The 22,802-nt window shown below is 57.5% G+C and carries 20 protein-coding genes; 15 read left to right on the forward strand and 5 right to left on the reverse strand.

The window, feature by feature from the left end:
• Nucleotides 1-61 precede the first annotated feature (61 nt).
• Entirely contained in the window at nt 62-2,878 is a 2,817-nt protein-coding gene (locus JI62_RS02920; protein WP_088698737.1) for a DUF349 domain-containing protein, read from the reverse strand.
• A gap of 226 nt (nt 2,879-3,104) precedes the next feature.
• On the opposite strand from JI62_RS02920, the gene minC reads away from it, so the two are divergent.
• The 4 genes from minC to sbcB all read left to right on the forward strand — a co-directional run bounded on the left by minC (nt 3,105) and on the right by sbcB (nt 6,662).
• Nucleotides 3,105-3,851: a septum site-determining protein MinC gene (minC, locus tag JI62_RS02925; RefSeq protein WP_088698738.1), complete on the forward strand. Its 747-nt coding sequence runs from the start codon at nt 3,105-3,107 to the stop codon at nt 3,849-3,851.
• Between the two features lie 157 nt (nt 3,852-4,008).
• The gene (gene minD / locus JI62_RS02930; protein WP_088698739.1) at nt 4,009-4,827 is read left to right on the forward strand and encodes a septum site-determining protein MinD; all 819 of its coding nucleotides are present in this window, start codon (nt 4,009-4,011) and stop codon (nt 4,825-4,827) included.
• Nucleotides 4,824-5,075, forward strand: a complete 252-nt coding sequence (gene minE / locus JI62_RS02935; protein WP_007111776.1) for a cell division topological specificity factor MinE — start codon at nt 4,824-4,826, stop codon at nt 5,073-5,075. The genes minD and minE overlap by 4 nt, the downstream gene beginning before the upstream one ends.
• Before the next feature lie 93 nt (nt 5,076-5,168).
• The gene (sbcB, locus tag JI62_RS02940) at nt 5,169-6,662 is read left to right on the forward strand and encodes an exodeoxyribonuclease I (protein WP_088698740.1); all 1,494 of its coding nucleotides are present in this window, start codon (nt 5,169-5,171) and stop codon (nt 6,660-6,662) included.
• A 22-nt stretch (nt 6,663-6,684) separates the two neighbouring features.
• On the opposite strand, the gene JI62_RS02945 is transcribed toward sbcB, so the two are convergent.
• Nucleotides 6,685-9,543 (reverse strand): insulinase family protein, encoded by a 2,859-nt coding sequence (locus JI62_RS02945; protein WP_088698741.1) that lies wholly within the window; start codon nt 9,541-9,543, stop codon nt 6,685-6,687.
• Complete coding sequence (locus JI62_RS02950; protein WP_088698742.1) at nt 9,543-10,229, reverse strand: SOS response-associated peptidase; 687 nt, start codon at nt 10,227-10,229, stop codon at nt 9,543-9,545. Before JI62_RS02950 ends, JI62_RS02945 begins: the two co-directional genes overlap by 1 nt.
• Nucleotides 10,230-10,420: 191 nt before the next feature.
• Here JI62_RS02950 and JI62_RS02955 point away from each other — a divergent pair, with 191 nt between their 5' ends.
• Together JI62_RS02955 and JI62_RS02960 are read left to right on the forward strand one after the other, a co-directional pair.
• The gene (locus JI62_RS02955) at nt 10,421-11,035 is read left to right on the forward strand and encodes a TetR/AcrR family transcriptional regulator (RefSeq protein ID WP_088698743.1); all 615 of its coding nucleotides are present in this window, start codon (nt 10,421-10,423) and stop codon (nt 11,033-11,035) included.
• On the forward strand, nt 11,032-11,697 hold the full coding sequence (locus tag JI62_RS02960; RefSeq protein ID WP_088698744.1) for a 1-acyl-sn-glycerol-3-phosphate acyltransferase: 666 nt from the start codon (nt 11,032-11,034) through the stop codon (nt 11,695-11,697). Before JI62_RS02955 ends, JI62_RS02960 begins: the two co-directional genes overlap by 4 nt.
• Before the next feature lie 8 nt (nt 11,698-11,705).
• Here JI62_RS02960 and JI62_RS02965 read toward each other — a convergent pair whose 3' ends face one another.
• Complete coding sequence (locus JI62_RS02965) at nt 11,706-12,980, reverse strand: HlyC/CorC family transporter (protein ID WP_088698745.1); 1,275 nt, start codon at nt 12,978-12,980, stop codon at nt 11,706-11,708.
• Nucleotides 12,981-13,085: 105 nt separating this feature from the next.
• Nucleotides 13,086-13,883 carry a cytochrome C assembly family protein gene (locus tag JI62_RS02970; RefSeq protein WP_088698746.1) on the reverse strand — a complete coding sequence of 266 codons (798 nt, stop codon included), beginning with the start codon at nt 13,881-13,883 and terminating at the stop codon, nt 13,086-13,088.
• 391 nt (nt 13,884-14,274) lie between these two features.
• Between JI62_RS02970 and ffh the strand changes: the two genes are divergently transcribed.
• From ffh to thrC, 9 genes are all read left to right on the forward strand, one after another.
• Nucleotides 14,275-15,687 carry a signal recognition particle protein gene (gene ffh / locus JI62_RS02975; RefSeq protein WP_088698747.1) on the forward strand — a complete coding sequence of 471 codons (1,413 nt, stop codon included), beginning with the start codon at nt 14,275-14,277 and terminating at the stop codon, nt 15,685-15,687.
• A gap of 258 nt (nt 15,688-15,945) precedes the next feature.
• The gene (gene rpsP, locus JI62_RS02980; protein WP_007111767.1) at nt 15,946-16,194 is read left to right on the forward strand and encodes a 30S ribosomal protein S16; all 249 of its coding nucleotides are present in this window, start codon (nt 15,946-15,948) and stop codon (nt 16,192-16,194) included.
• Nucleotides 16,195-16,269: 75 nt separating this feature from the next.
• Complete coding sequence (gene rimM, locus JI62_RS02985; protein WP_088698748.1) at nt 16,270-16,815, forward strand: ribosome maturation factor RimM; 546 nt, start codon at nt 16,270-16,272, stop codon at nt 16,813-16,815.
• Between the two features lie 101 nt (nt 16,816-16,916).
• Nucleotides 16,917-17,678: a tRNA (guanosine(37)-N1)-methyltransferase TrmD gene (gene trmD / locus JI62_RS02990; RefSeq protein ID WP_088698773.1), complete on the forward strand. Its 762-nt coding sequence runs from the start codon at nt 16,917-16,919 to the stop codon at nt 17,676-17,678.
• Between the two features lie 160 nt (nt 17,679-17,838).
• Nucleotides 17,839-18,195, forward strand: a complete 357-nt coding sequence (gene rplS / locus JI62_RS02995) for a 50S ribosomal protein L19 (RefSeq protein WP_088698749.1) — start codon at nt 17,839-17,841, stop codon at nt 18,193-18,195.
• 123 nt (nt 18,196-18,318) lie between these two features.
• Nucleotides 18,319-19,200 (forward strand): site-specific tyrosine recombinase XerD, encoded by an 882-nt coding sequence (gene xerD / locus JI62_RS03000; protein WP_088698750.1) that lies wholly within the window; start codon nt 18,319-18,321, stop codon nt 19,198-19,200.
• Complete coding sequence (locus JI62_RS03005; protein WP_088698751.1) at nt 19,175-19,978, forward strand: DsbC family protein; 804 nt, start codon at nt 19,175-19,177, stop codon at nt 19,976-19,978. The genes xerD and JI62_RS03005 overlap by 26 nt, the downstream gene beginning before the upstream one ends.
• Nucleotides 19,979-20,088: 110 nt before the next feature.
• A complete protein-coding gene (locus tag JI62_RS03010; RefSeq protein ID WP_088698752.1) occupies nt 20,089-21,405 on the forward strand; it encodes a homoserine dehydrogenase in 1,317 nt (438 codons plus the stop codon).
• A gap of 6 nt (nt 21,406-21,411) precedes the next feature.
• Nucleotides 21,412-22,800 (forward strand): threonine synthase, encoded by a 1,389-nt coding sequence (gene thrC / locus JI62_RS03015; RefSeq protein WP_088698753.1) that lies wholly within the window; start codon nt 21,412-21,414, stop codon nt 22,798-22,800.
• The last annotated feature ends 2 nt before the right edge of the window (nt 22,801-22,802 follow it).

The following is a 22,802-nucleotide window of genomic DNA, read 5'->3' on the forward strand; positions in this document are numbered from 1 at the left end:
GTTAGCCCAAGAGGAGAGCGTAAACGGGAGGCCATAAGCCTCCCGTTTTCTTTTGCTAACGCTATGGCAGTGGTACTCGTGCCAGTCGGCTGAGCAGGTTATCCAACTCTTCTACTTCAGCCTCCCATAGCGTGGCTGGCATTGGCCCTAGCGCCAATAGTGCCACCAGGATGTCGATCACTTCTTGATCACGGCTGCGCTCTTGATTGAAGCCTTCATTCAAACGTTCTACCTGAATCGCCAGGCGCAGTGGCTCATCACTCTGCCGTACGCTACCCACGGCCAGCATCGAGAGGTGCACTCTTAGCCTCGCAAGGGAGTCGGCTATGCGGGCGTGCTCAGCGTCTGAGAGCGGTACTGCTACGCTATGGCGCTGTTGATTGCGTGCGTTATGTGACTGATTGAAAGCGCTAGGCAATGAAGTGTCGAGAACCGTTTGCGCGTCCACATCACTGGGAATCCCCTCGCTGAGATAGCGTTGGTCGGCGGCCAGGTGAGCGTTCACTAATGGCATAATCGCATGCCACTGTTGAACCGTGTCGGCGACCGCCAGACGGTTTAGGCGTTCTCGGCGTGCACGCACAATGCCACTCATCCGCCGCTGCATGCCTTCGCTGCGCCGATTGCGGGGCAGTGGCTCAAGCTGATTGGCCTGCTCGATAAAGCGCTCCAGTGTGGCCGACTCGCTCGCCTCAAGTGGCTGCCAACTATCCATTTCATCGATGAGCGTCTGCATCTCATCAAGCTGCTGTTGCTGGCGCGCTGCCTGCTCATTTTTATGTGCATCGCGTTGGGCAAAAAGTTGATCGCACTCGTGGCGAAAGGTTTTCCACAGCGTTTGCTCTTCGCCTTTGGGGGCCCGGCCTAGTGCCCGCCACTGCTGCTGCAGCTGTTTGGTGAGGTGGATGCGCTGGGCCAGCGGCTGGCTGTCGTCGCTACGCAGTGCGCTCACTTGGCTGATCAGTTCGCGTTTTTTTGAGGCGATCGTTTCAGCGCGCTGATCAATCAACGCCTGTAGCTGATGGCGAATAGTGCCAAAGCGCCGCCCAACGGCCTCTGAGCCCTCGCGAGGAACGGGGCTGTAGTGTCGCCACTGGTGGCGCGCTTTATCGCGAATTTGCCGGAGTACATCGGGGTCGGCATCTTCTGCTGGCTGAGCCAGCAGACTCTCTAGCTGGTCGCATAGCGCTTCCCGGGCTTTCAGGTTGTTCTCGCGCTCTTTACTGAGCTGATCCCGCCAAGGGGCAAGACGTTCATGGATACGATCCGAAGCGCTGCGGAAACGGGCAGACTGTTCGCGGTTGGCCGCTGCATCGCCCAGTGATTTCCACTCTTTGACCAACTGGCGATGGTGGCGGTCAAGCGCTTCTTCCGCCATGTAGAGATCGTTAGCCAATGCTTCGATGCTCGCGCATAGCTGCTCGCGCTTTGGCCCGGCGACAAAACCTCGCCAGTCGCGTAATTCCGCGAGCCGGGCGGCTAAGTGCTTTAAGCGTGTTTTGAGCGGTTGGGCGGCTGGGCTTTCCAGCGCTTCAATGCGCGGCTTTAGCCGCTGATGCAGACGGCTGGCGCTTTTAAAGGCGCCGCGCTCTAACAAGTGCTCAAAGGTGTCGAGTTCCGCGCCATGGGCCTCCAGGGTGGTGCTGTCCTCTGTCGGTTGCGAGGGGGCGGTGCTGTCAGCATTACACGCAGCCAGTGCGCGGCCGAGCAGCGCCGGGGGAGTTAAGGTGTCTGGCCACTGGCATTCGCTAATCAAGGTGGCCAGGGTCGCATGGTCACCACTGGCCAGAGCGGTTTCGATGGGTGCGCTTACCGCGCACCAGCGCTGCCATGCCTCTAAGCACTGGTCGTAGTGCTGAATCGCCAGCGTGTAGCGCTGACGCATAGCCTCGCTGGGCGGGTGGATATCGGAAAGCGCCTGCCAGCGTTGGCCGAGTAGCTGGCGCTGGGCGCGCAGGCTGTCGATATCCTGTACGGTCATGGCGGAAGCGTGGCGTAGGCCGTCGAGGGTCTCTTCGATGCCTTCAAGCAGCTGCTCACGGGTGTTTTCAGCTTCTTCGCGGCGCTCGTCGCTCTGCTGGCGAGCCTGCTCCTGGGTCTCGTGGTCGTGGAGCGTTTTGCGGCAATTGAGCACGGCTTGATGAAAGCGCTGCTCCTGTTCCACGCTGGGCGGCTGGGTCAGTTGCTCCCACTGCCGTTCAAGGTAGCGAAAACGGCCACCGTAAAGGGGCTCCCAGGGCGCGCGGGCATGCTGTTCTAGTTGATTCAAAAGCGTTTCGCGCTGCTGCTCTTCCGCTTCCAGCCACTGGGCGTCGCTGCGCAAGCGGTTGAGGCGTTCCCGTGCCAGACGAACCACCTGGCGGTCACGGCGTGCCTCTTTCAATAATCGCTTAAGCCCCTCCTCGTCCTCAATGCGCTCGGCGGCCTGGTGGCGAACGGCGGCCACACCGTTGTGGCAAGCTTGATGTATCAGGTCATTCTCATCACTCAGCTTGCTCAGGGCGATCAAGCGTAGATTAAGGTTGTCGCCCTGGAGGGCGACCGCACTCAATACCCGCGGCTCTTCAATCTGTTCAACCAGTGTCTGGCGCTGGTTCAGATCGGTATGGCCTTCACGCCCACTAAGCCGTTGGCAAACCGCATTGAACCAGGTTTCCTCCTGCTGATGGTGGGGGTATGCGTTTACCAGGCCTACGCAGTCATCCAGAGCCAGCAGCGCGGCAAGGCGAATCTGGCTATCGCTATCTTGAGTGAGCGACTGCAGCGCTTGACGCTGCTCCGCCTGCTCTGGGTTTAGTCGTTGGAGGGCCTGACGGCGCACCTCGGGGTCAGGGTGTTGCCACCGAGGTGCGAACAGGCGTCTTAACAGTCCGTGCATGGATCATCCTGCGAGTATGAAATGCGTAGCATGAAAAAAACGGCTCGGTGGTTGCAGTCACCGGCACAGTCGCTTAGCTTGGCCTTACTATGGTGTGATAAACGTCTATTTTCTAGGCCACACTGCTTCTAGATCACACTGTTTTTAGACTACAGTGTTTCTAGACGACGAAATGCGTGATAGTACGCTACCTTAATCTTATATGAACATGACGGGGAGTTCGGCCATGAGCCTTAACGTGGATAGTGCCGTAGTGGCCTTTACCTTCAAAGGCGGCATGCTGCCGATGACCGTCATGGAGCTAAGTAGTGCTGACCCAGAGCAAATCCGGCAGCAGTTGTCTGGTAAGTTTTCCCAGTCCCCTGCTTTCTTTCAGCATACACCGGTTGTGCTCAGCGTGGAAAAACTCGATGAACCACACTTAGCCCTTGAGCGCATTTGTGCCGTGTGCCGTGACCATAAGCTGTTGCCGGTCGCCGTGCGCGGTGGTACTGAGCCGGTTCGCCAATCGGCTTGGGCGCTGGGGTTGGGTTGGTTTCCGCCGGTAGCTGAAGGGCGAGCACGGGTGCTGGAAAGTGTCGGCAGCTCGCCGGTGCAAGAGGTCGCCCGTGAGGAGCCAGTGAGCGAGTCAGAAGCGCCAACGCTGGCCACGCGGCTCTATCGCGGTACTGTTCGCTCTGGCCAGCAAGTAAGCGCCTCTGATGGCGATTTAGTGGTTATCGGGGCGGTGAATGCCGGGGCGGAAGTGCTGGCTGCTGGCAGTATTCATGTCTACGGTGCACTGCGGGGCCGGGCACTGGCAGGCATTCATGGTAATACCCAGGCGGGCATTTATTGCCGCGAACTGGAGGCTGAGCTGCTTTCAGTGGCAGGCAACTACAAACGCTCTGAAGATATCGACGCTCAGCTTCTGGGGCAGCCCGCAGAAGTTCACTTTACAAAAGAACAGCTTGAAATTAAGCCATTGGGCTAAGGTATTAGTATGAGGCTGCGTTGGTGCTTCATGCCTAGCGACGCCGAAGACGCTATCCGTTACAGTATGGCATGTTGATGACATTGACGTTCCCGTTATGCGCAGAGCGCCAACTGACTCGCGCTCGCGACGAACGACTTCAAGAAGGAAGTGAATCTTGGCCAAGATAATTGTAGTGACCTCTGGTAAAGGAGGGGTCGGCAAAACCACCAGTGCGGCAGCCATCTCCACAGGACTTGCGCTGCGCGGTAAAAAAACGGTCGTCATCGATTTTGATGTGGGCCTGCGTAATCTCGACCTGATCATGGGTTGCGAACGGCGCGTGGTGTATGACTTAGTCAACGTGATTCAAGGCGAAGCAGGGCTTAATCAGGCGCTGATTCGCGACAAGCGCGTCGAGAATCTATTTATTTTGCCCGCTTCCCAAACTCGCGATAAAGATGCCCTGACCCAAGAGGGCGTTGCAGAGATTTTGGAGAAGTTGAAAGAAGATTTTGACTTCATTCTGTGTGATTCACCCGCCGGTATCGAACGCGGTGCGCAGTTGGCCATGTACTTCGCCGACGAGGCGATTGTGGTCACCAACCCTGAAGTATCGTCAGTGCGTGACTCTGACCGTATTTTGGGGCTACTAGCCTCGAAAACCCGGCGTGCAGAGCAGGGCGATGACCCTATTAAAGAGCACCTGCTGGTGACCCGCTATAATCCCGAACGGGTTACCTCCGGCGATATGCTGACGCTGGACGATATCCGCGAAATTTTGGCGATCAATTTACTGGGCTTGATTCCTGAGTCAGAGGCTGTGCTGCGTGCTTCCAACCAGGGCGTGCCCGTTACCCACGATATCTCCAGCGACGCGGGCCAAGCCTATAGCGATACGGTATCGCGCCTGCTCGGTGAAGACATGCCGCTGCGTTTCCATGAAATGCAACGCAAAGGCCTGCTAAGCCGTATGTTTGGGGGGGCGCGCCGATGAAATTACTGGAGTTCTTGAAGCGTGAGCGCAGGAAATCCGCCTCGGTCGCCAAAGAACGTTTGCAAATTATTGTCGCGCATCAGCGTAGTCAGCGCGGTCAGCCCGACTATATGCCGATGCTTGAGCGCGAACTGCTTGAGGTGATTCGTCGTTACGTCCATGTGGATGACGACGCCATTCAAATTTCTTTGGACAGCGAAGACAACTGCTCGGTGCTGGAGCTGAACGTGACGCTTCCCAAGAGCTGAGCCTTCGTCTACGTGCAAGAACTGAAGACGGGGCGAAAGGGGCGGCGGGTGTGCTAGGCTTGGGCTTTTAACTGCCCAGCGGAGTGATTGTTCATGGCGCCACCCAATGCTGCCCCTGCCAGTTTTCTATGGCATGACTATGAAACCTTCGGGGCGGATCCGCGTCGCGATCGGCCCGCTCAGTTCGCTGCCCTGCGCACTGATGCTGATATGAACGAGATCGGCGAGCCGATCGAACTCTACTGCAAGCCCGCCGATGATTACCTGCCTCATCCTGCTGCCTGTTTGATTACCGGCATTACACCGCAAAAAGCTCAACGCCATGGTCTGCCCGAAGCAGAATTCGCGGGCGAGATTCAACGCCATATGAGTGAGCCGGGCACCTGCGTGGTGGGTTACAATAGCCTGCGCTTTGATGACGAAGTCTCCCGCCATCTGTTTTACCGCAATTTGCTCGACCCCTATTCCCGTGAGTGGCAAAACGGCAATTCCCGCTGGGATTTGATCGATGTTGTGCGCGCTTTTTATGCGCTGCGTCCGGATGGCATTGAGTGGCCGCTGCGCGAAGACGGTGCACCCAGCTTCAAGCTAGAGCACTTAACCGCAGCAAATGGTATTGCCCATGAGGGAGCTCACGATGCGGTAGCCGATGTGCGCGCCACGATTGCCTTGGCGCGTTTACTTAAGGCGCGCAATGCCAAGCTGTTCGACTATCTACTCGGTCTGCGCGGTAAGCGCGCGGTGGCCAAGCAGCTTGACTTGCCCAACGCCAAGCCGCTGCTGCATATCTCCCGCCGTTATCCCGCCAGCCGGGGCTGTAGTGCGTTGGTGATGCCGCTGGCCGAACATCCGACAAACCCTAATGGGGTGATTGTTTACGATTTGAGCGTTGATCCCAGCGATATGTTGAGTATGTCGGCGGAGCAGATTCGTGAGCGGGTATTCGTCAGCCAGCAGGATTTGGCTGAAGGTGAAGCACGTATTCCGCTGAAGGTGATCCATATTAACCGTTGCCCGGTGGTGTTCCCCGCAACTGCTTTAAAAGACGTTGAGGGGCCGCAAAAGGGGGAGTATGGCATTATCGTTGCGCGCTTAGGCCTGGATGTGGCGGCTTGTCGGCAGCACTGGAAAACCCTGCGCGATGCCAGCGGTGTTGCCGCTAAGGTCGCCGAGGTGTTTAGCGCCGGTTACGACGACGCCCCGCAAGACCCTGATCTAATGCTCTATTCGGGCAGCTTCTTCTCCGCCGCTGACCGTCAACAGATGGAGCGGGTGCGGGAGATGGAACCGTGGGATCTGGTAGGACAGCGCTTTGCGTTCCAGGATCCGCGCCTGGAAGAGATGCTGTTTCGTTATCGCGCGCGCAGTTACCCCGACACGTTGGAAGGCGAGGAGCGCGAGCAGTGGGAGGCGTTTCGTTGGATGCGGATCAATGATCCGGCCCTGGCAGGCTTTACCCTCAAGGCGTTTGCGCGGGAAATCGCTCAATACAATCAGCAAACCCTTACTGACCGTGAGCGCCAGATTCTGGAAGAGCTGGTGATGTTCGTGGAAGCGATGATGCCGGCCCAGGCGTTTGATGCCTGAGCCGGTGGTTTAACAACGTTGCTTATTCACGCACTTTAGGCAGCGCTGAGCGTTCTTCCCGATAAGTGCTGACATCGCTGGGTTCGTCACCAGGGTTAAAGCGTATGTCCAGAGTGTGCTCGCGCAGCGATGGCCAGAGAGCTTTGATATCCTCAAGGCTAACGTTCAGCACTAGCTCAGCCAACTTATCACGGCGGTCAAAGCGAACGTCTTCAAGCGCCGTGGCCTGCCAGTAGCGGTTAGCCATGCCCGCTAGGCTGGTATCACGCTGGCGCAACTGATCGTGCACCGCTTGGCGATAAGGCGCTAAGTCAGCGTCGCTAAGCTGTTCAAGACGTTGGCTGGCCTTGTCAAGAAACGCATCCATTCGCTCAGCAATAGTGCTGCTCTCGACATCGGGGGATTGCACCATAAGGGCAATCCCTGGCGCTTCGAGCAGCGGCGAATAGCCAGCGTTCACGATGTAGCCGAGCTGCTGCTCGGTGCGCAGCTGTTGGTAGAACGGTGTCTCCAGCCACTGGGCGATCACCATGGCGGTGGCTTGCTCCGCTGGCGTCTGATCGCGACCCTGTAGATAACGCAGCACCAAAGACTCATCCCGTGAGCTGTGAGGATGCAGCACGCTGTGCTCCTCACTGGCCGCAAGTGGCGTTAAGTTCGCAATAGCATCGCGGGTTAGCCGTGGCTTGAGCTTGGCACGCATTAGCTGTGTCTGTTCACGGGCCAGGTCAGCATCCAGGTTGCCCACCGCCATGGCGTCGACGTACAGATCGGCTAGAAAGCGCTGGCGGAAATCTTCCAGGTGGCCGCGGTCAAAGCGCTCGCTGGCGGCAAGCAGCTCAGCGGTAGACCATTGTGGTGTGAGGAGGGCTTCGCCTAGGGTGCGGCTGGCTTGACCGGTGAGCGACGCCTGGGGCGCGTTGCGCCACTCTCGCTGCAGCTGGTAACGCACGCGCTCGAAAGCGCTGTCGGTAATTTCAGCGTGCGCTAATTGCTCAAGGGCTTGTTCAATCAGCGGGGTTTGGCCATCACGCCAGCCTGAGAACGATAGCGTCATGCCCCTGGCGTGGGGGTAAGCGCTAAACGATTGCCCAGCCAGCCACGCGGGGTAGAGGGATTCATTCAGGCTATCATTGAGCCAACTGGCGAGCAGCCGAGTGAGTACTGCTTCCTCAGCGGAGTAGCTGGCGGTGGGGCTTTGTAGGCTGACCCGCCACTCAACTTTGGGAGTGTTAAAGCGCTCATCCTGCATATGCCAGGCGGTAAACGATGGCGTATCGACCAGCAGGTTGGGGCGCTCATCCTGGCCCTCTAACAACGTTAAGTCACTGGCAATAAAGGGGTTGGGGCCAGGGAGAGCTAAACCGCCAAGCGCCTGACCCGGTTGATCAGGTGTTTGCTCTTTCCACTGGGCATTGAACCACGGTGAAACGGTGTCGCTTTCCACATCCGGCGCGGAGTAGAAGCGCAGCATGTTATCCGGTGTTAGCGCGTCAAGATAAGCCTGCTGGCGCTCTGCGTCGGGGCCATCCATACGGTAAGCCGCGTACTGCACATCCTCTACCGGATAGCGCGATAGGCTCATGGAGAGGCGCGTGGCTTCCTGCTGTGGGGCGCCGTGCTGCTGGAAGCGGAAGGCTTGCTCATTAAGGTCTGCCTGCTCCTGGTAACGCCATTCAGAGAGGCCGTCGTTACGCAGTTGCTCAATGGCGGCAAACAGGGTGGCTTCAATGTCGTCCAAGCGTTCGGCGCCTGCAGGCGTCAGGCTGATGGAGATAGTAAATAGCGCTTCGTTACCATCGCCGCGTCCTACTCCGGCGGAAAGCCCATCGGCCAGTCCCGCATCGCGCAGCACCGCTAACAGGCTGCCTTCGCCCTCATCGCCCAGTAGGTGGGCGATCACCTGGGTGGGTTTTGTGCGGTAGTCGTCGGTGGGGTCGGGCACCGGGAAGTAGAAATTCACCTGGCGGCGATCCTGCAGTGACTGACGCTCGATATAGCGGGGGAGCGTGTCTGAATCAACCAGCGGCGCGTCAATCGTCGGCACGCTTAAGTCGTTGTCGGGAATATCGGCAAAGCGTTCGGCTACCCACTCCTCAAGCGTCTCGAGCGGCTGAGGCGCTACAATGGCCAAGTTCATCACATTGGCATCGTAGTGCTGATGATAGAAGTCGATGACCCGCTCGCGTAGCGTCGCTTCACCTTCAGGCGGGCTGGCCAGTGTTTCCCGGCTACCCACGGCAAAACCGGTGGTGGGGTTGTCAGGGTTGAACAGTTGGTTAAGCACGTCATTTTCGCGCCGGGACTCATCACGAATACGCGCCATATACTCCGAGTGAACGATATTGCGCTCGCTCTCTAAGTGGTCGGCGTTAAACAGCGGTGAGAGGAAAAATTCGCTGAAACGGTCAAGGGCGCCCGGCAGCGCCGATGGCTCAATATCGAAGAAGTAGTTGGTATCCTGCTGCGCCGTAAAGGCGTTATGGGAACCCGCGTTATTGGAAATGTAACGTTGGTAGGCATCTGATTCTGGGTAGGGTTCGGTGCCTAAAAACAGCATATGCTCGAGGAAGTGCGCTAAGCCCTGGAGGTCGTCGGGATCTTGGGCGCTGCCGACACGCACATTCATCGAGGCCGCTGCCTTGTCAGCTTCCGGGTCGCTGACAAGCAACACATTGAGGCCATTTTCAAGGGTCAGCACGCGGTAGTCCCGACTGTCATAAGGGCTAATGATCGGGGTGGCGGTTTCGGCAATGACGTCGGCAACGGCGTCATCCCCTTCGGCGAAGGCAAGTGGCGTTATCGCGATGCTGGCGATAACGCCAATCACTGCGCACTGAGGAAAAAGACGCCAGCGGTTCAAGCAAGTGGATCGCAACATTACAGCTCCTGTGACACAGTCCAGCGCAGCATCGACCCATTGGGATGGGCGCAGGCCGGTGACTGGTAGGCGGGATTATTGACATGTTTAGATACCGGAAAAGCGCCCAACAGTTCCAACGGCGCGGGTGCTAACAGCGAATTAAGCGTTTCGGTATCGGTGTCGGGGTTGAGCCAGGCGGCTAGTGCATGGCTGGGAATGGTGACCGGCAAGCGGTCAGTTAACGGTGATAACAGCAGATTGGCGGGCACGGTGATCAGTGCCGCTGAATCGGTGAATGCCGTTAACGTGGTGTGGTAGCGGCACCATAGGGCGCCCAACAGCAGCGGCGCGCGGGATACCTGGGTGACTAAATAGGGCTGCTTGCTGCGCGGCTGGGTTTTCCATACATAGAAACCGCTCACCGGAATAACGCAGCGGCGCGCGCTAAAGGCATCGCGAAACATCGCCCGTGATTCAAGGGTTTCAGCCCGGGCGCAGTGGGGCGCGTGATCCAGCACCTCCAGCCAGGGTGGCGTCAGGCCCCAGAATAGCGACGAGAGCCGGTACTGCCCCTGCTCTAAGCGAATAGCAGAGATTGGCCGGCGAGGCGCTAGGTTGGGCGACTCAATCAGCGGTTCAGGAGTGGCTAGCGTTGGCAATAAGCGGGTCAGCGGTAAATTTTGCACATGCAATCGCCCCGTCATAGCTATCTCCTTAAGCAGAATCGTCGTGGAAGTGTACCTGGATGGCGGGGGACTTCGGGCAATAAAGCACGAAATGTAGCGTTTTAGTGTCGAAAACAGTGTTCGATGTAAGGTATCCTATCGTAACCCTTGCTCACGCTAAAGCGCAGTGAGGCTTCCTCCTTGTTTGCCGTTGACCTTAAGAGATCGCCATGGCCCGTCCTAGACAGCATGCGCCCGATGCCCTCCACGCGCAGGTCATGCACGCTTGTGATGAGTGGTTGGCTGAACAGCCAGTCCATGGTCTCTCACTGCGTGCTTTGGCTAGAGAGGTTGGCTGTGCCCCCAGCACCCTACTGAAGCTATATGGCAGCTTCAATAACTTATTGCAGCACGTCAATGTGGAAACTCTGGCACGCTTACAGCACACCATTACCAGCTTGGTCGATGATGACCCTGAGCCATGGCTGCGCTCGCTGGCGCGTGCCTACTGGCGGTTCGCCGAGCAGGATTGTTACCGCTGGCAACTGCTGTTCGATTACCCACTGGCCCAGGAGGGTGAGCTTGATCAGCGCCAAAGCGATTTGATCGAAGCGCTATTTACCCAAGTGGAGGCCTCGCTGAAAGCCTACCAGCCCGCGCTGGATGATCTCGAAGCCCGCCGTTTGGGGCGCACGCTGTGGGGTAGCGTTCACGGCTTGGTTCAGCTAGGGCTTAATGAGCGATTGGGCTATTGGCAGGGCCAGCAGTTGAAAGTGGATGAGCTGTTGGATCAACTGATGAGCACCATTCTGGCTGGCTTGCGCCATCGTGAGGCGGCTACGTGACCTGGGGGGTCAATGCGGGTCGCCAGGTGCTGCGCTGGCTGATTTTTGTCTCAATGCGCCTCTGCTACCGGCTGCAGGTGCATGGACGTGAGCATATCCCTAAGCAGGGCGCTGCGTTGGTGGTGTGTAACCACGTCAGTTTTATGGATGCCCTGGTGCTTGGTGGCGCTAGCCCCCGGCCGCTGCGTTTTGTTATGGATCAGCCGATCTTCGACTCACCCTGGCTTAAGTGGTGGTTTCAGTTGGTAGGCGCCATTCCCATTGAGTCTGAGCGGCGTAGCCCCGGAGCTCTAAGGCGCGCCCTGGATGACGTGAGCACAGCGCTGCGCCAGGGGCAGGTCGTGATGGTCTTTCCTGAAGGGCGACTGACCCCGGATGGTGAAATTCACGCCTTTCGGCGCGGTTTGGAAGCTATTCTCGCTAGGGATGATGTGCCGGTGATTCCCGCAGGGCTGGCAGGCTTATGGGGGTCGTGGACATCCCACCATAACGGCAAAGCACTCAAAAAGTGCCCAAGGCGCTTTCGGGCGCCGGTGAGCCTCCACTTTGGGCCTCCACTCAACCGCCTGGACGCCGATGATATAGCGCTGCGGCGGTTTCTAGAAGCGCGGGTCAGGGCTTTAAAAGCGGCGGCGGATCAGGAGCTATCCCGCCGCCGTTAGCTCGCTTGCTAGCGGCGAGCCGCACGCTGCTTTTGCCAGCAGCGCGCCGAGGTGATGAGGTTGTCGCGAATCTCCAAAATCTCCATGCGCATATTGCCAATTTGCAGACACGCAGGCCCTTCTGGAAAGGCTTCCAGATGCTCAAGGATTAGTCCGTTGAGCGTCTTGGGGCCATCGGTCGGCAACTGCCAGCCGAGCATCTTGTTAATCTCACGAATATTGGCGGTGCCTTCAATTACGTGGCTGCCGTCATCCTGCTGGTGAATCTCTTCATCCTCAGAGACATCGGTGGTGAACTCGCCCACGATCTCTTCCAGAATATCTTCCAGGGTGACCAAACCCTCTACGTCGCCGTACTCATCCACCACAATGCCGATACGCCGTTTCTGCTTCTGAAAGTTGAGCAGTTGGGTATGTAGCGGCGTGGATTCGGGAATGAAATAGGGTTCCCGTGCCTCCTGCACAATAGAGGCCTTGGTGACTTCGTCCCTGGAGAGAAAGCGTGCCGCGTTACGCAGATGCAGCATACCGATAATATTATTGATATCGCCTTTATAGACCGGTAGCCGGGTATGCTGGCTGGTACGAATCTGGGTCAAAATATCTTCGAGAGAGTCATCCAGGTCGATACCCAGCACCTCGTGGCGCGGCACCATAATGTCGTTCACGGTGACATTCTCAAGGTCAAGGATCGACAGCAGCATCGCCCGGTGGCGGTAGGGGATCAGCGTGCCCGCCTCGTGAACCACCGTGCGCAGCTCATCACGGGTGAGGCTGTCGCCGCCGTTATCAACGCTTTTAACGCCCACCAGCCGGAGCAGGCCGTTAGACATGACGTTGACCAGCCATACCAGCGGGTAAAGCAGCTTTAGCAGCGGTTCAAGGGCATAGGACGTAGGATAGGCGATCCGTTCGGGCTTGATCGCGGCGTAGGTTTTCGGCGTGACTTCGGCAAAAATCAGAATCGTGATAGTCAGTAGGGCAGTCGAGATTGCAGGCCCTGATACGTCGCCGAAGAAGTGAATGGCGATAATAGTCGCAATGGACGCCGCCAGGTTATTGACGAAGTTGTTGCCGATCAGGATAACGCCGATCAGGCGGTCTGGGCGGGTGAGCAGGCGCATAACCCGTTTGGCTCTGCGGTCACCGCTGTTGGCTTGATGGCTCAAGCGGTAGCGGTTAATCGACATCATGCCGGTTTCAGAGCTGGAGAAAAACGCAGAAAGCAGTATCAGTAAGGCTAGCAGGCCGAACAGTAACCCCAGGGGGAAGTCGTCGCTCAAGTCGAAAAGTCCTTTGTGGCGAATTAGGCTCGATTTGTAGAAGGTAGCGAGTAGTGTGTCAAGACAACCAAAGGCGTGGTTGCGCCCCCGTTAGCGGTTGAGTCGTTATCGATTGAGTACAACCTCAAGTACGAACTTACTGCCAAAGTAGGCCAGCACCAGCAGGCCGCAACCGCCCAGTGTCCAGCGCACGGCACGCATGCCGCGCCAGCCAAAGCGATAACGACCAACCAACAGGGTCGTGAAGATTACCCAGGCCAGTAGCGAGAGTACGGTTTTGTGCGCCAAATGCTGGGCAAAGAAGTTGTCGAGAAAAATAAGCCCGCTCGCGATGGAGAGCGTCAATAGAATAATGCCTGCCCACACCAGTTCAAAAAGTACCCGCTCCATGGTGGTGAGCGGCGGCAGCGACTGCACAATGCCGCGGATATGATGGTGACGCAGCGCCTGGTTCTGTAGGCCGACCAGCACCGCTTGGACGGCGGCAATTGCCAGCACGGCAAACGCCAGCGCTGAGCTTATCGCATGCAATAAAATGCCCGGTGTAAGCCCGGTATGACCACCTTGATTCGGCAGCCAAGTGGCGGCGAGTAGCGCAATGCCCGCCAGCGGGAAGAGTACAATCCCGGCGTTAAGCACAGGTTTAAACAGGCTGGCAACTAGCACGACGTTGACCGCGACCGCCATCAGCAATGTGGCGCTGGTGGTAAACCCGGGCAGCAGGCCAGGCGATTGGCCGACCAATTTGACCACCACAGGGATGTGCAACAGTAGGCCCAATACGGCGAGCAGGCGTACCATGCCCTGGCGGGGAGGCACTCGCCGGAACAGCGTCATGCCTTGCCAAATGGCAGCGGCAACATAAAGAACAAAAGCAATCGTGGCGAAAGGGAGCGCCTGCATGATGCTATCCGTGCGCCTTGCAGCGCGTTGCTGTGAATAAATAAACGAATTAAGTGTGATTACGATGAGAATCTATCCAACTACTATAACGAATCCAAGCGGCGTCGCCCAGCAGAGCAAACGTATGAAAATAGGTAAAGACTCGGAGTAAGTATGGATGAATGCCAGGGAAAGCTGTAAGCAAGGGTGTTTCGCCATGGCCGGAAAAATGTTCCCGACAGTTCCGGCATTTCCGCCATCCATGGCGGTCAGATGGCGACTTGTTCTGGACGGTTGCAGTAGGGTTGCTGGCACTCGCCCATGGAGACTCGAAGCGTGAGCGCGTATAATCTTTTTACTAAATAGTCCAGGGCGTGCGCGCCGACGGCAGTGACGGAGGCAGAGAGGCCCCATGTTCCAGAATCTAAGTGAGCGTCTTTCCCAGACGTTAAAGTCGATTAAGGGTCAGGCTCGCCTGACCGACGATAATATTAAAGATACTCTGCGCGAAGTACGCCGCGCACTGCTTGAGGCCGACGTAGCACTGCCGGTCATCAAGGCGTTTATTGAACGCGTGCGCGAGCGGGCGGTCGGCCAGGAAGTATCCAAAAGCCTGTCACCAGGCCAGCAGTTCGTCAAAATCGTCCAGCAGGAGCTGGAAGCAATTATGGGCGAAGCCAACGACGGCTTTGTGCTCAAGGGCTCTCCCGCCGTTGTATTGATGGCCGGCTTGCAGGGGGCGGGTAAAACCACCTCTGTGGCCAAGCTGGCACGCTACCTGCGCGAGCGCGAGAAGAAGAAAGTCTTGGTAGTGTCGGCCGACGTTTATCGCCCGGCAGCCATCGACCAGCTCGAAACCCTGGCCAAAGAGGTTGAGGTAGATTTCTTCCCCTCGCGCTCTGACCAGCAGCCGGTAGCGATTGCCGAAGCGGCCATCAAGCACGCCAAGATCCAGTTTCACGATGTAGTGCTGATCGATACCGCCGGTCGCCTGGCGATTGATGAAGCCATGATGGCGGAGATCCAGGCACTGCATAAAGCGGTCTCGCCTCAGGAAACGCTGTTTGTCGTCGACGCCATGACCGGTCAGGACGCCGCCAACACCGCCAAAGCGTTTAGCGAAGCGCTGCCGCTAACCGGTGTGATCCTGACCAAAGCGGACGGTGATGCCCGCGGCGGTGCGGCGCTATCAGTACGCCACATTACCGGCAAGCCGATCAAATTTATGGGCGTCGGTGAAAAAGTCGATGCTCTCGAGCCGTTCCACCCAGACCGTGTCGCCTCGCGAATCCTGGGGATGGGCGACATGCTGTCGCTGATCGAGGAAGCCGAACGCACTGTCGATAAATCCAAAGCCGAGAAGTTGGCTAAAAAGGTCAAGAAGGGTGACGGCTTTGACCTGGAAGATTTTCGCGACCAGCTCCAGCAGCTCAAAAAAATGGGCGGTATGGGCGGTCTGATGGGCAAGTTGCCGGGTATGGGGCAGATGGCCGAGATGGCCCAAGGCCCCGGGCCAGAGAAAGAGCTGGGTAAGCTGGAGGCGCTGATTAACTCCATGACCCCTAAAGAACGCCGCAAGCCCGACATCATTAATGGCTCGCGCAAACGCCGCATTGCTGCTGGTGCCGGCCTGCAAGTGCCTGACCTGAACCGTCTGCTCAAGCAGCATAAGCAGATGCAGAAGATGATGAAGAAAGCAGGGCAGAAAGGCGGCATGCAGAAAATGATGCGCGGTATGTCCGGCATGATGGGCGGTGGCGGCGGCCCGGGCGGCCCTGGTGGTATGGGTGGTATGGGCGGCCCCGGTGGATTGCCGCGGCGCTAAAACGCCAATGGTTAAAGCGCTGATGCGCTGGCTAAGGTTGACGGTCTATGAGTTTTCTGGCTATTAGGCTTTCCAAGCCGAGCGCATTTGCGTAGAATGCGGCCTCTTCATGCGTGGGTGTTGCGTAAAAGCGCGTCAATCGCGGTAGCAGCACCACTCAATGAAGGCCTTTATATAGCCTATAGCACGACGAGTGTTCCGATAGCGGTTAGCGCTAACAACGCACTCTCGTAACCTCAACCGAAGGATAGTTATCGTATGGTTACCATTCGTTTGGCCCGTGGTGGCGCCAAGAAGCGTCCCTTTTACCACCTGACCGTTACCGACTCGCGTAACGCTCGCGACGGTCGTTTCATCGAGCGTATCGGCTTCTTCAACCCGGTTGCCCGTGGTCAGGAAGAGCGTCTGCGCGTTGACCTAGACCGCGTTGTTCACTGGCAGAGCCAAGGCGCCCAGCTGTCTGGTCGTGTTGCTGAGCTGGTAAAAGAAGCACGCAAACAGGCCTAAGCCTGCTTTTGAGTCTTGTTGTTCAAGACTTGTTGCGTGAGAAAGAAAGTGAGTGCTGGGTAGCTGAGGTCGTCGATGACGCGTTTTGAAATAAGCCAAACTGACGACACGCATGTGGTGCTAGGCAAGCTGACTAGCCCTTATGGGGTGAAAGGTTGGCTCAAGGTGTACTCCTACACTAGCCCAATGGACAGCATTCTTGAGTACCCGGAATGGTGGGTGCGCCAAGGTGAAACCCTAAAGCGCATAAGCATTGTTCAGGGGCGTCGGCAGGGCAAGGGAATTGTAGTGCAACTTGAAGGGGTCGATGACCGTAGTGCGGCGGAAGCATTAGCCCAAACGGACATCCTGATGCCCAAAGAGGCGCTGCCTGAGCTTTCCGACGATGAGTATTATTGGCATGAGCTTGAAGGCATGGCTGTCTTCACTCAGGCTGGCGAACGGCTAGGACGGGTCAGCTACCTGTTTGAAACCGGCGCCAACGATGTCATGGTGGTTCGCGGCGATTCAGACTCAATCGACAAGCGTGAGCGCCTGCTGCCTTTTTTGCCAGATGACGTCATCATCGAAATCAGTTCCCAAGAGGGCCGCATGGTCGTCGATTGGGATCCTGAGTTTTGACCAAACGTATGAACAGTTTGAGCAGTGATGCATCGACCGACTCAACTGAGTTGGAGAGTGGCAACGCGCCGGAAACGGCGAGCGAAGCAGCAGCGCCTGCCATGTGGATCGGTGTCGTGTCGTTGTTTCCCGAGATGTTTGACGCGCTAACCCAACAGGGCGTGGTCGGCAGAGCAGTAGAGAAACAGCGTATTGCACTGGAATTTTGGAACCCGCGGGATTACGCCACTGACCGCCACCGCAGCGTTGATGACCGCCCCTATGGTGGTGGTCCAGGCATGTTGATGAAAGTCGACACCCTGCGCGCAGCGATCTTTGCGGCCCGGGAACGGGCGCAGAAAGCCACCGGCTTAGTGCCGACGGTGATCTACCTCTCGCCCCAGGGGCGTAAGCTGGATCAGCAGGGCGTTCAAGCACTGGCATCCGCCGGGCCTTTAGTGGTCGTGGCAGGGCGCTATGAAGGCATTGATGAACGCGTGGTGGAGAGTGACATCGATGAAGAGTGGTCGATTGGTGACTATGTGCTGAGCGGGGGTGAGCTGCCGGCGATGGTGCTGATCGATGCAGCGGCAAGGCTGATTCCCGGTGTACTGGGTCATCAGGATTCCGCTATCGAAGACTCGTTTAATGACGGTCTGTTAGACTGCCCGCACTATACCCGTCCAGAAGTCATCGACGGGCGCCAGGTGCCGGATGTGCTGTTAAGCGGTAATCATGCAGCCATCAAACGCTGGCGATTAAAGCAGTCATTAGGCCGGACATGGCAGCGTCGCCCCGACCTGTTGGAAGGGCGCACGTTAGATGTCGAACAGCGCAAGCTGTTGAACGAGTTTATCGAAGAACACGCTCTGTCTACTAAGTAGTGTGTTTCAGCTACCTAGATCAGAGCGGCGGTGCAGGGCGAAAAAGCGCACCTGTGTCACCCATAACGACTCCCGCGTAGCTCGTTTCGAGCGCCGGGATCACGGCTTCCGCCACCCATGATAGAGCGGTCAAGCCAACACGTTATTCAGGAGTATGATGATGAGCAGCAAAAGCAAAGTGATCCAGGCGATCGAATCTGAGCAAATGGGCAAGGAAATTCCTACCTTTGCCCCCGGCGACACTATTGTCGTTCAGGTAAAAGTAAAAGAAGGCACTCGCGAGCGTCTGCAGGCGTTTGAAGGTGTGGTCATTGGTAAACGTAACCGTGGCCTGAACTCCGCTTTCACCGTGCGTAAAATTTCTCACGGCGTTGGCGTTGAGCGTACCTTCCAGACCTACAGCCCGCTGGTTGACTCGATCGAAGTCAAGCGTCGCGGTGACGTGCGTCAAGCCAAGCTTTACTACCTGCGCGAGCGCAGCGGTCGTTCTGCACGTATCAAGGAAAAGCTGGCTTAAACGCCACTGTTCCTCGGGCGCACGCTGTTGGCGTTGCGCCCGGATACCAAGACCCCGTCACCGCTTTGCGGGGCGGGGTTTTGTTTATGCCGCTCAATAAAAGCGGCGGGAGGTGACTAACCTATGAGCGTTATCGATGCCTTTTTAGATGCTCTCTGGCTTGAGCAGGGCGCCAGCGATCATACGTTAGCCGCCTATCGGCGTGATTTAACCGCCTGGCACAGCCACCTGGAGAGCCACGGCGAAGCCCTCTTGGCGCCGCCGCCGGAGCGCCTCAGTGAATGGCTGGCCAGCCGCCGGGAGGAAGGCTATCAGTTGCGCAGCAATGCCCGGCTGCTGTCGACGCTGCGCAGCTTCTACCGCTGGGGGCGTTTAAATAATCAGGTGGAGAGCGATCCGCTCACCGATATCAAGTTACCCCGCGTCATCCCTGGTTTGCCGAACACCTTGGAAGAGGATGAGGTAGAGCGCCTGTTGATGGCGCCGGATACCGATACCCCGCTGGGCGTCCGCGATCGCGCCATGCTGGAGTTACTCTATGCCTGTGGTCTACGTGTCTCTGAACTGGTGGGGCTGACCGGCGATGCGGTTAATTTAAGCCAAAACGTGGTGCGGGTGCGCGGTAAAGGCGATAAAGACCGCCTGGTGCCCATGGGTGAAGAGGCGGCGGATTGGCTGGCGCACTATATGCAGAGCGCACGGCTGGCGCTAATGAGCGACCCGACCCGGCCAGCGCTGTTTCCTGGCCGGGGCGATAAAGCCATGACCCGGCAAACCTTTTGGCACCGGATTAAGGTGCATGCAATAACCGCCGGGATTACTCGACCACTGTCGCCACATACACTTCGCCATGCATTTGCGACCCATTTATTGAATCATGGGGCCAATTTGCGGGTCGTACAGCTGCTGCTGGGTCATAGCGACCTGTCGACGACCCAAATTTATACCCATGTAGCCCAGGCGCGCTTGGAAAGCCTACATGCAGAACATCACCCAAGAGGCTGAATTGATGATGCGTCAACGCCGTTTAGTAGTATCTCCTTTAGTAACGCCTGTCTCACTGCTGACGTGCCTGTTAACCGTCAGCCTGTTACCTTCCGCTGCCCAGGCGGACGAGGTGGCTGATCAACTTGCTGAATCGCTGAGTGTTAATGGACAGAAAATGCCGGTGGAAACGGTCACTGAGACCCCCATGGAGGGCGTCTATCATGTGCAACTGGAGAGTGGCGAAGCCTTCTACTCCAACGCTGACGGTAGCCACTTTCTGGTCGGTGACCTGTACGAAAATGGCGATGAAGGGTTGGTCAATTTGACCGAACAAGAGCAGAACCAAGAACGTGCCGATGCATTGGCAGCCGTACCTGACGATGAGCTGGTGATCTTCCGCGGTGCCGATGAACCGAAAGCCACTATAACGGTGTTTACTGACCCTACCTGCCCCTACTGCGCGCGGTTACACGACACCATTCCAGAGTTGAACGAACGCGGTATCGCGGTTCACTATATGGCGTTTCCCCGTGCGGGCATGGGCAGCCAAGCGGCCACCACGCTGCAGCAGGTGTGGTGCTCGGATAATCGCAGCGAAGCGATGACCCAAGCCAAAGAGGGTGAGGCGATTTCCAGTGCAGCAGACTGCGACAATCCCGTGGCGGGGCAGTATGATCTGGGTAAGGCACTGGGCGTACAGGGCACGCCGGCGATTATTTTGCCCGATGGGCAAATGGTGCCGGGGTTTGTGCCCCCCGAGCGGCTCTCTGCCATGTTAGGCTTGGATGACGCATAACGTCACCTCCAAAGATAAAGCAAAACGCTGAGACACGGTCTTTAAGATCGACTTCAACACCGTAATTAAGGCCAGCACCACCAGGTGCACAACACGAAAGGGGAAGTATTTTGAAACCGGTAAGAGTAGGTATTTGTGGTCTAGGTACTGTCGGTGGCGGCACCTTTAACGTATTGACTCGCAACGCTGATGATATTGCGCGTCGTGCTGGCCGCCCTATTGTGATTGAGCAGGTTGCTCACCGCAGTATTCATCCTGACTGCGATATTACCGGCATCAATGCCACCTCCGATGTGTTTGAAGTGGCGACCAATCCCAATGTGGATGTCCTGGTGGAGCTCATAGGCGGTTACGATATCGCCCGCGAGCTGGTGCTCACCGCCATTGAAAACGGTAAGCACGTGGTCACCGCCAACAAGGCGCTGATTGCAGTGCACGGCAACGAAATCTTCAAGGCCGCTCACGAAAAGGGCGTTATTGTGGCGTTTGAGGCCGCGGTGGCCGGCGGTATCCCCGTCATTAAATCGCTGCGCGAAGGCCTGGGTGCCAACCGCATCGAGTGGGTGGCGGGCATTATCAACGGCACCGGCAACTATATCCTTACCCATATGCGCGATGAAGGCCGCGCCTTTGAAGACGTGCTTGCGGAAGCCCAGGCGCTAGGCTATGCCGAATCTGATCCCACCTTTGACGTGGAAGGTATCGATGCCGCGCACAAGCTGACGATTTTGGCCTCGATTGCCTACGGCGTGCCGCTGCAGTTCGAGAAAGCCTTCACCGAAGGTATCTCGCGGATTACTGCGGAAGACGTCGAGCAAGCCGACAATCTAGGCTATGTGATCAAGCACCTGGGTATTTCCAAGCGTACCGATCAAGGCCTGGAGCTGCGGGTTCACCCCACGCTGATTCCTAAAGAGCGTCTGCTGGCCAATGTTCATGGCGTAAAAAATGCTATTGCGGTCATGGGCGACGCGGTAGGGCCGACGCTCTACTACGGCGCTGGCGCCGGCGCCGAGCCGACTGCATCAGCGGTGGTGGCCGATTTACTCGACGTGGCGCGGGATATCTCCACCGAGCACCGCTACCGGGTTCCCTATCTGGCGTTTAGCGGCATCGACGAAGATGTCAGCCAACTTCCTATTATGCCGATGGAAGACATCATCACGGCTTACTACCTGCGCCTGTTGGCGGTGGATCGCCCCGGCGTATTGGCGCGGGTGGCCACGATCCTATCTGAGCAGGGTATCTCGATTGAGGCACTGATTCAGAAAGAGGCCACCGAAGGCGAGCTGGTGCCGATCATTCTGCTCACACACCGCACCAAAGAGAAGCAGATGAACGAAGCGATTCGTGAAATCGAATCCATGGCCGATATTGCGGGCCCCGTCACGCGTATTCGCGTGGAAAGCTTGAGTGAAGGGGAGTAAGCCTAAATGCGCTATATCAGTACGCGTGGGCAGGCGCCCGCGCTCTCCTTTGAAGAAGTGGTGCTCACCGGGATGGCCAGCGATGGCGGCCTCTATGTGCCGGAAACACTGCCTGAATTCTCCCGCGAAGAGCTGGCCGACATGGCCGGGCTCTCCTACGCGGAAATCGCCTTTCGGGTGATGAAGCCGTTTGTGAACGGTGAGATCGACGATGCGACCTTCCGCAACATCGTGACCGAGGCCTACGCGACCTTTAATCACGACGCCGTGCTGCCGCTCAAACAGCTGGATGCCAATCACTTCCTGCTTGAGCAGTTTCATGGCCCGACGCTGGCGTTTAAAGACGTAGCGTTACAGCTGCTCGGGCGCCTGCTCGATCACTTCCTGAAAAAGCGCGGCGAGCGTGCGGTGATCATGGGCGCGACCTCTGGTGATACCGGTTCGGCGGCGATTGAGGGCTGTCGCCACTGCGACAACCTGGATATCTTTATTCTGCACCCGCACAACCGGGTCTCGGAAGTACAGCGCAGGCAAATGACCTCGGTGCTGGCCAATAACGTCTTTAATATTGCCATTGAAGGCAATTTCGACGATGCCCAAGCGATGGTCAAGGCCAGCTTTGCCGACCAGTCGTTTCTCAACGGTACGCGGTTGGTCGCAGTGAACTCGATCAACTGGGCGCGCATTATGGCGCAGATCGTTTACTACATCGCTTCAGGCGTTGCCCTGGGTGCGCCGCACCGTGAAGTGAGCTTCTGCGTGCCGTCGGCTAACTTCGGCAACGTGTTTGCCGGCTATATGGCCTACAAAATGGGTCTGCCGGTGAAGCAGTTCATCATCGCCACCAACGCCAACGATATTCTGCACCGCACGCTGGCCGCCAACGACTTCTCCAAAAAAGAGCTGGCGGCTACTTTAGCGCCCTCCATGGATATCGTAGTGTCGTCTAACTTTGAACGTCTGCTGTTTGACGCCTACGACCGCGATGGCTTGGCCGTGGCGGCGCTGCTTGAGCGCTTCCAGCAGGAACCCACGGCGCTGGCCGATGCGCCGCTGGCCAAGCTACGCGAGAAGTTCTCCAGCTACAGTGTAGATGACGCGACGATTCTGGAAGTGATCCGCGATGCCCATAAACGCACCGGTGAAATGCTCGACCCGCACACCGCCACCGGCTATCGTGCCGCCGAGCGTGCCCGTGCTGACCAGTCAACGCCGATGATTACTCTCGCCACTGCACACCCGGCCAAATTTGCCGAAGCGGTAGTAAAAGCGGGCTTCCTGGGCGTGCCACTACCACCGCATATGGAAGACCTGATTGAGCGCGAAGAGCGCTACACAGTGCTCCCTGCGGAACTTGCCGCCGTGCAGCAGTTCGTTGCGGAAAACCGGCGTTAACG

Source organism: Halomonas campaniensis, assembly GCF_002211105.1.
In the GTDB taxonomy this organism is placed as follows: domain Bacteria; phylum Pseudomonadota; class Gammaproteobacteria; order Pseudomonadales; family Halomonadaceae; genus Vreelandella; species Vreelandella campaniensis_A.

Coding starts and splice junctions, on each gene's coding strand:
- trmD (WP_088698773.1), top strand. CDS start 16,917: ATGTGGATCGGTGTCGTGTCGTTGTTTCCCGAGATGTTTGACGCGCTA.
- JI62_RS03005 (WP_088698751.1), top strand. CDS start 19,175: ATGCAGAACATCACCCAAGAGGCTGAATTGATGATGCGTCAACGCCGT.
- sbcB (WP_088698740.1), top strand. CDS start 5,169: ATGGCGCCACCCAATGCTGCCCCTGCCAGTTTTCTATGGCATGACTAT.
- thrC (WP_088698753.1), top strand. CDS start 21,412: ATGCGCTATATCAGTACGCGTGGGCAGGCGCCCGCGCTCTCCTTTGAA.
- JI62_RS02970 (WP_088698746.1), bottom strand. CDS start 13,883: ATGCAGGCGCTCCCTTTCGCCACGATTGCTTTTGTTCTTTATGTTGCC.
- JI62_RS02955 (WP_088698743.1), top strand. CDS start 10,421: ATGGCCCGTCCTAGACAGCATGCGCCCGATGCCCTCCACGCGCAGGTC.
- minC (WP_088698738.1), top strand. CDS start 3,105: ATGAGCCTTAACGTGGATAGTGCCGTAGTGGCCTTTACCTTCAAAGGC.
- JI62_RS02945 (WP_088698741.1), bottom strand. CDS start 9,543: ATGTTGCGATCCACTTGCTTGAACCGCTGGCGTCTTTTTCCTCAGTGC.
- rimM (WP_088698748.1), top strand. CDS start 16,270: ATGACGCGTTTTGAAATAAGCCAAACTGACGACACGCATGTGGTGCTA.
- rpsP (WP_007111767.1), top strand. CDS start 15,946: ATGGTTACCATTCGTTTGGCCCGTGGTGGCGCCAAGAAGCGTCCCTTT.
- minE (WP_007111776.1), top strand. CDS start 4,824: ATGAAATTACTGGAGTTCTTGAAGCGTGAGCGCAGGAAATCCGCCTCG.
- rplS (WP_088698749.1), top strand. CDS start 17,839: ATGAGCAGCAAAAGCAAAGTGATCCAGGCGATCGAATCTGAGCAAATG.
- JI62_RS02920 (WP_088698737.1), bottom strand. CDS start 2,878: ATGCACGGACTGTTAAGACGCCTGTTCGCACCTCGGTGGCAACACCCT.
- JI62_RS02950 (WP_088698742.1), bottom strand. CDS start 10,229: ATGACGGGGCGATTGCATGTGCAAAATTTACCGCTGACCCGCTTATTG.
- xerD (WP_088698750.1), top strand. CDS start 18,319: ATGAGCGTTATCGATGCCTTTTTAGATGCTCTCTGGCTTGAGCAGGGC.
- ffh (WP_088698747.1), top strand. CDS start 14,275: ATGTTCCAGAATCTAAGTGAGCGTCTTTCCCAGACGTTAAAGTCGATT.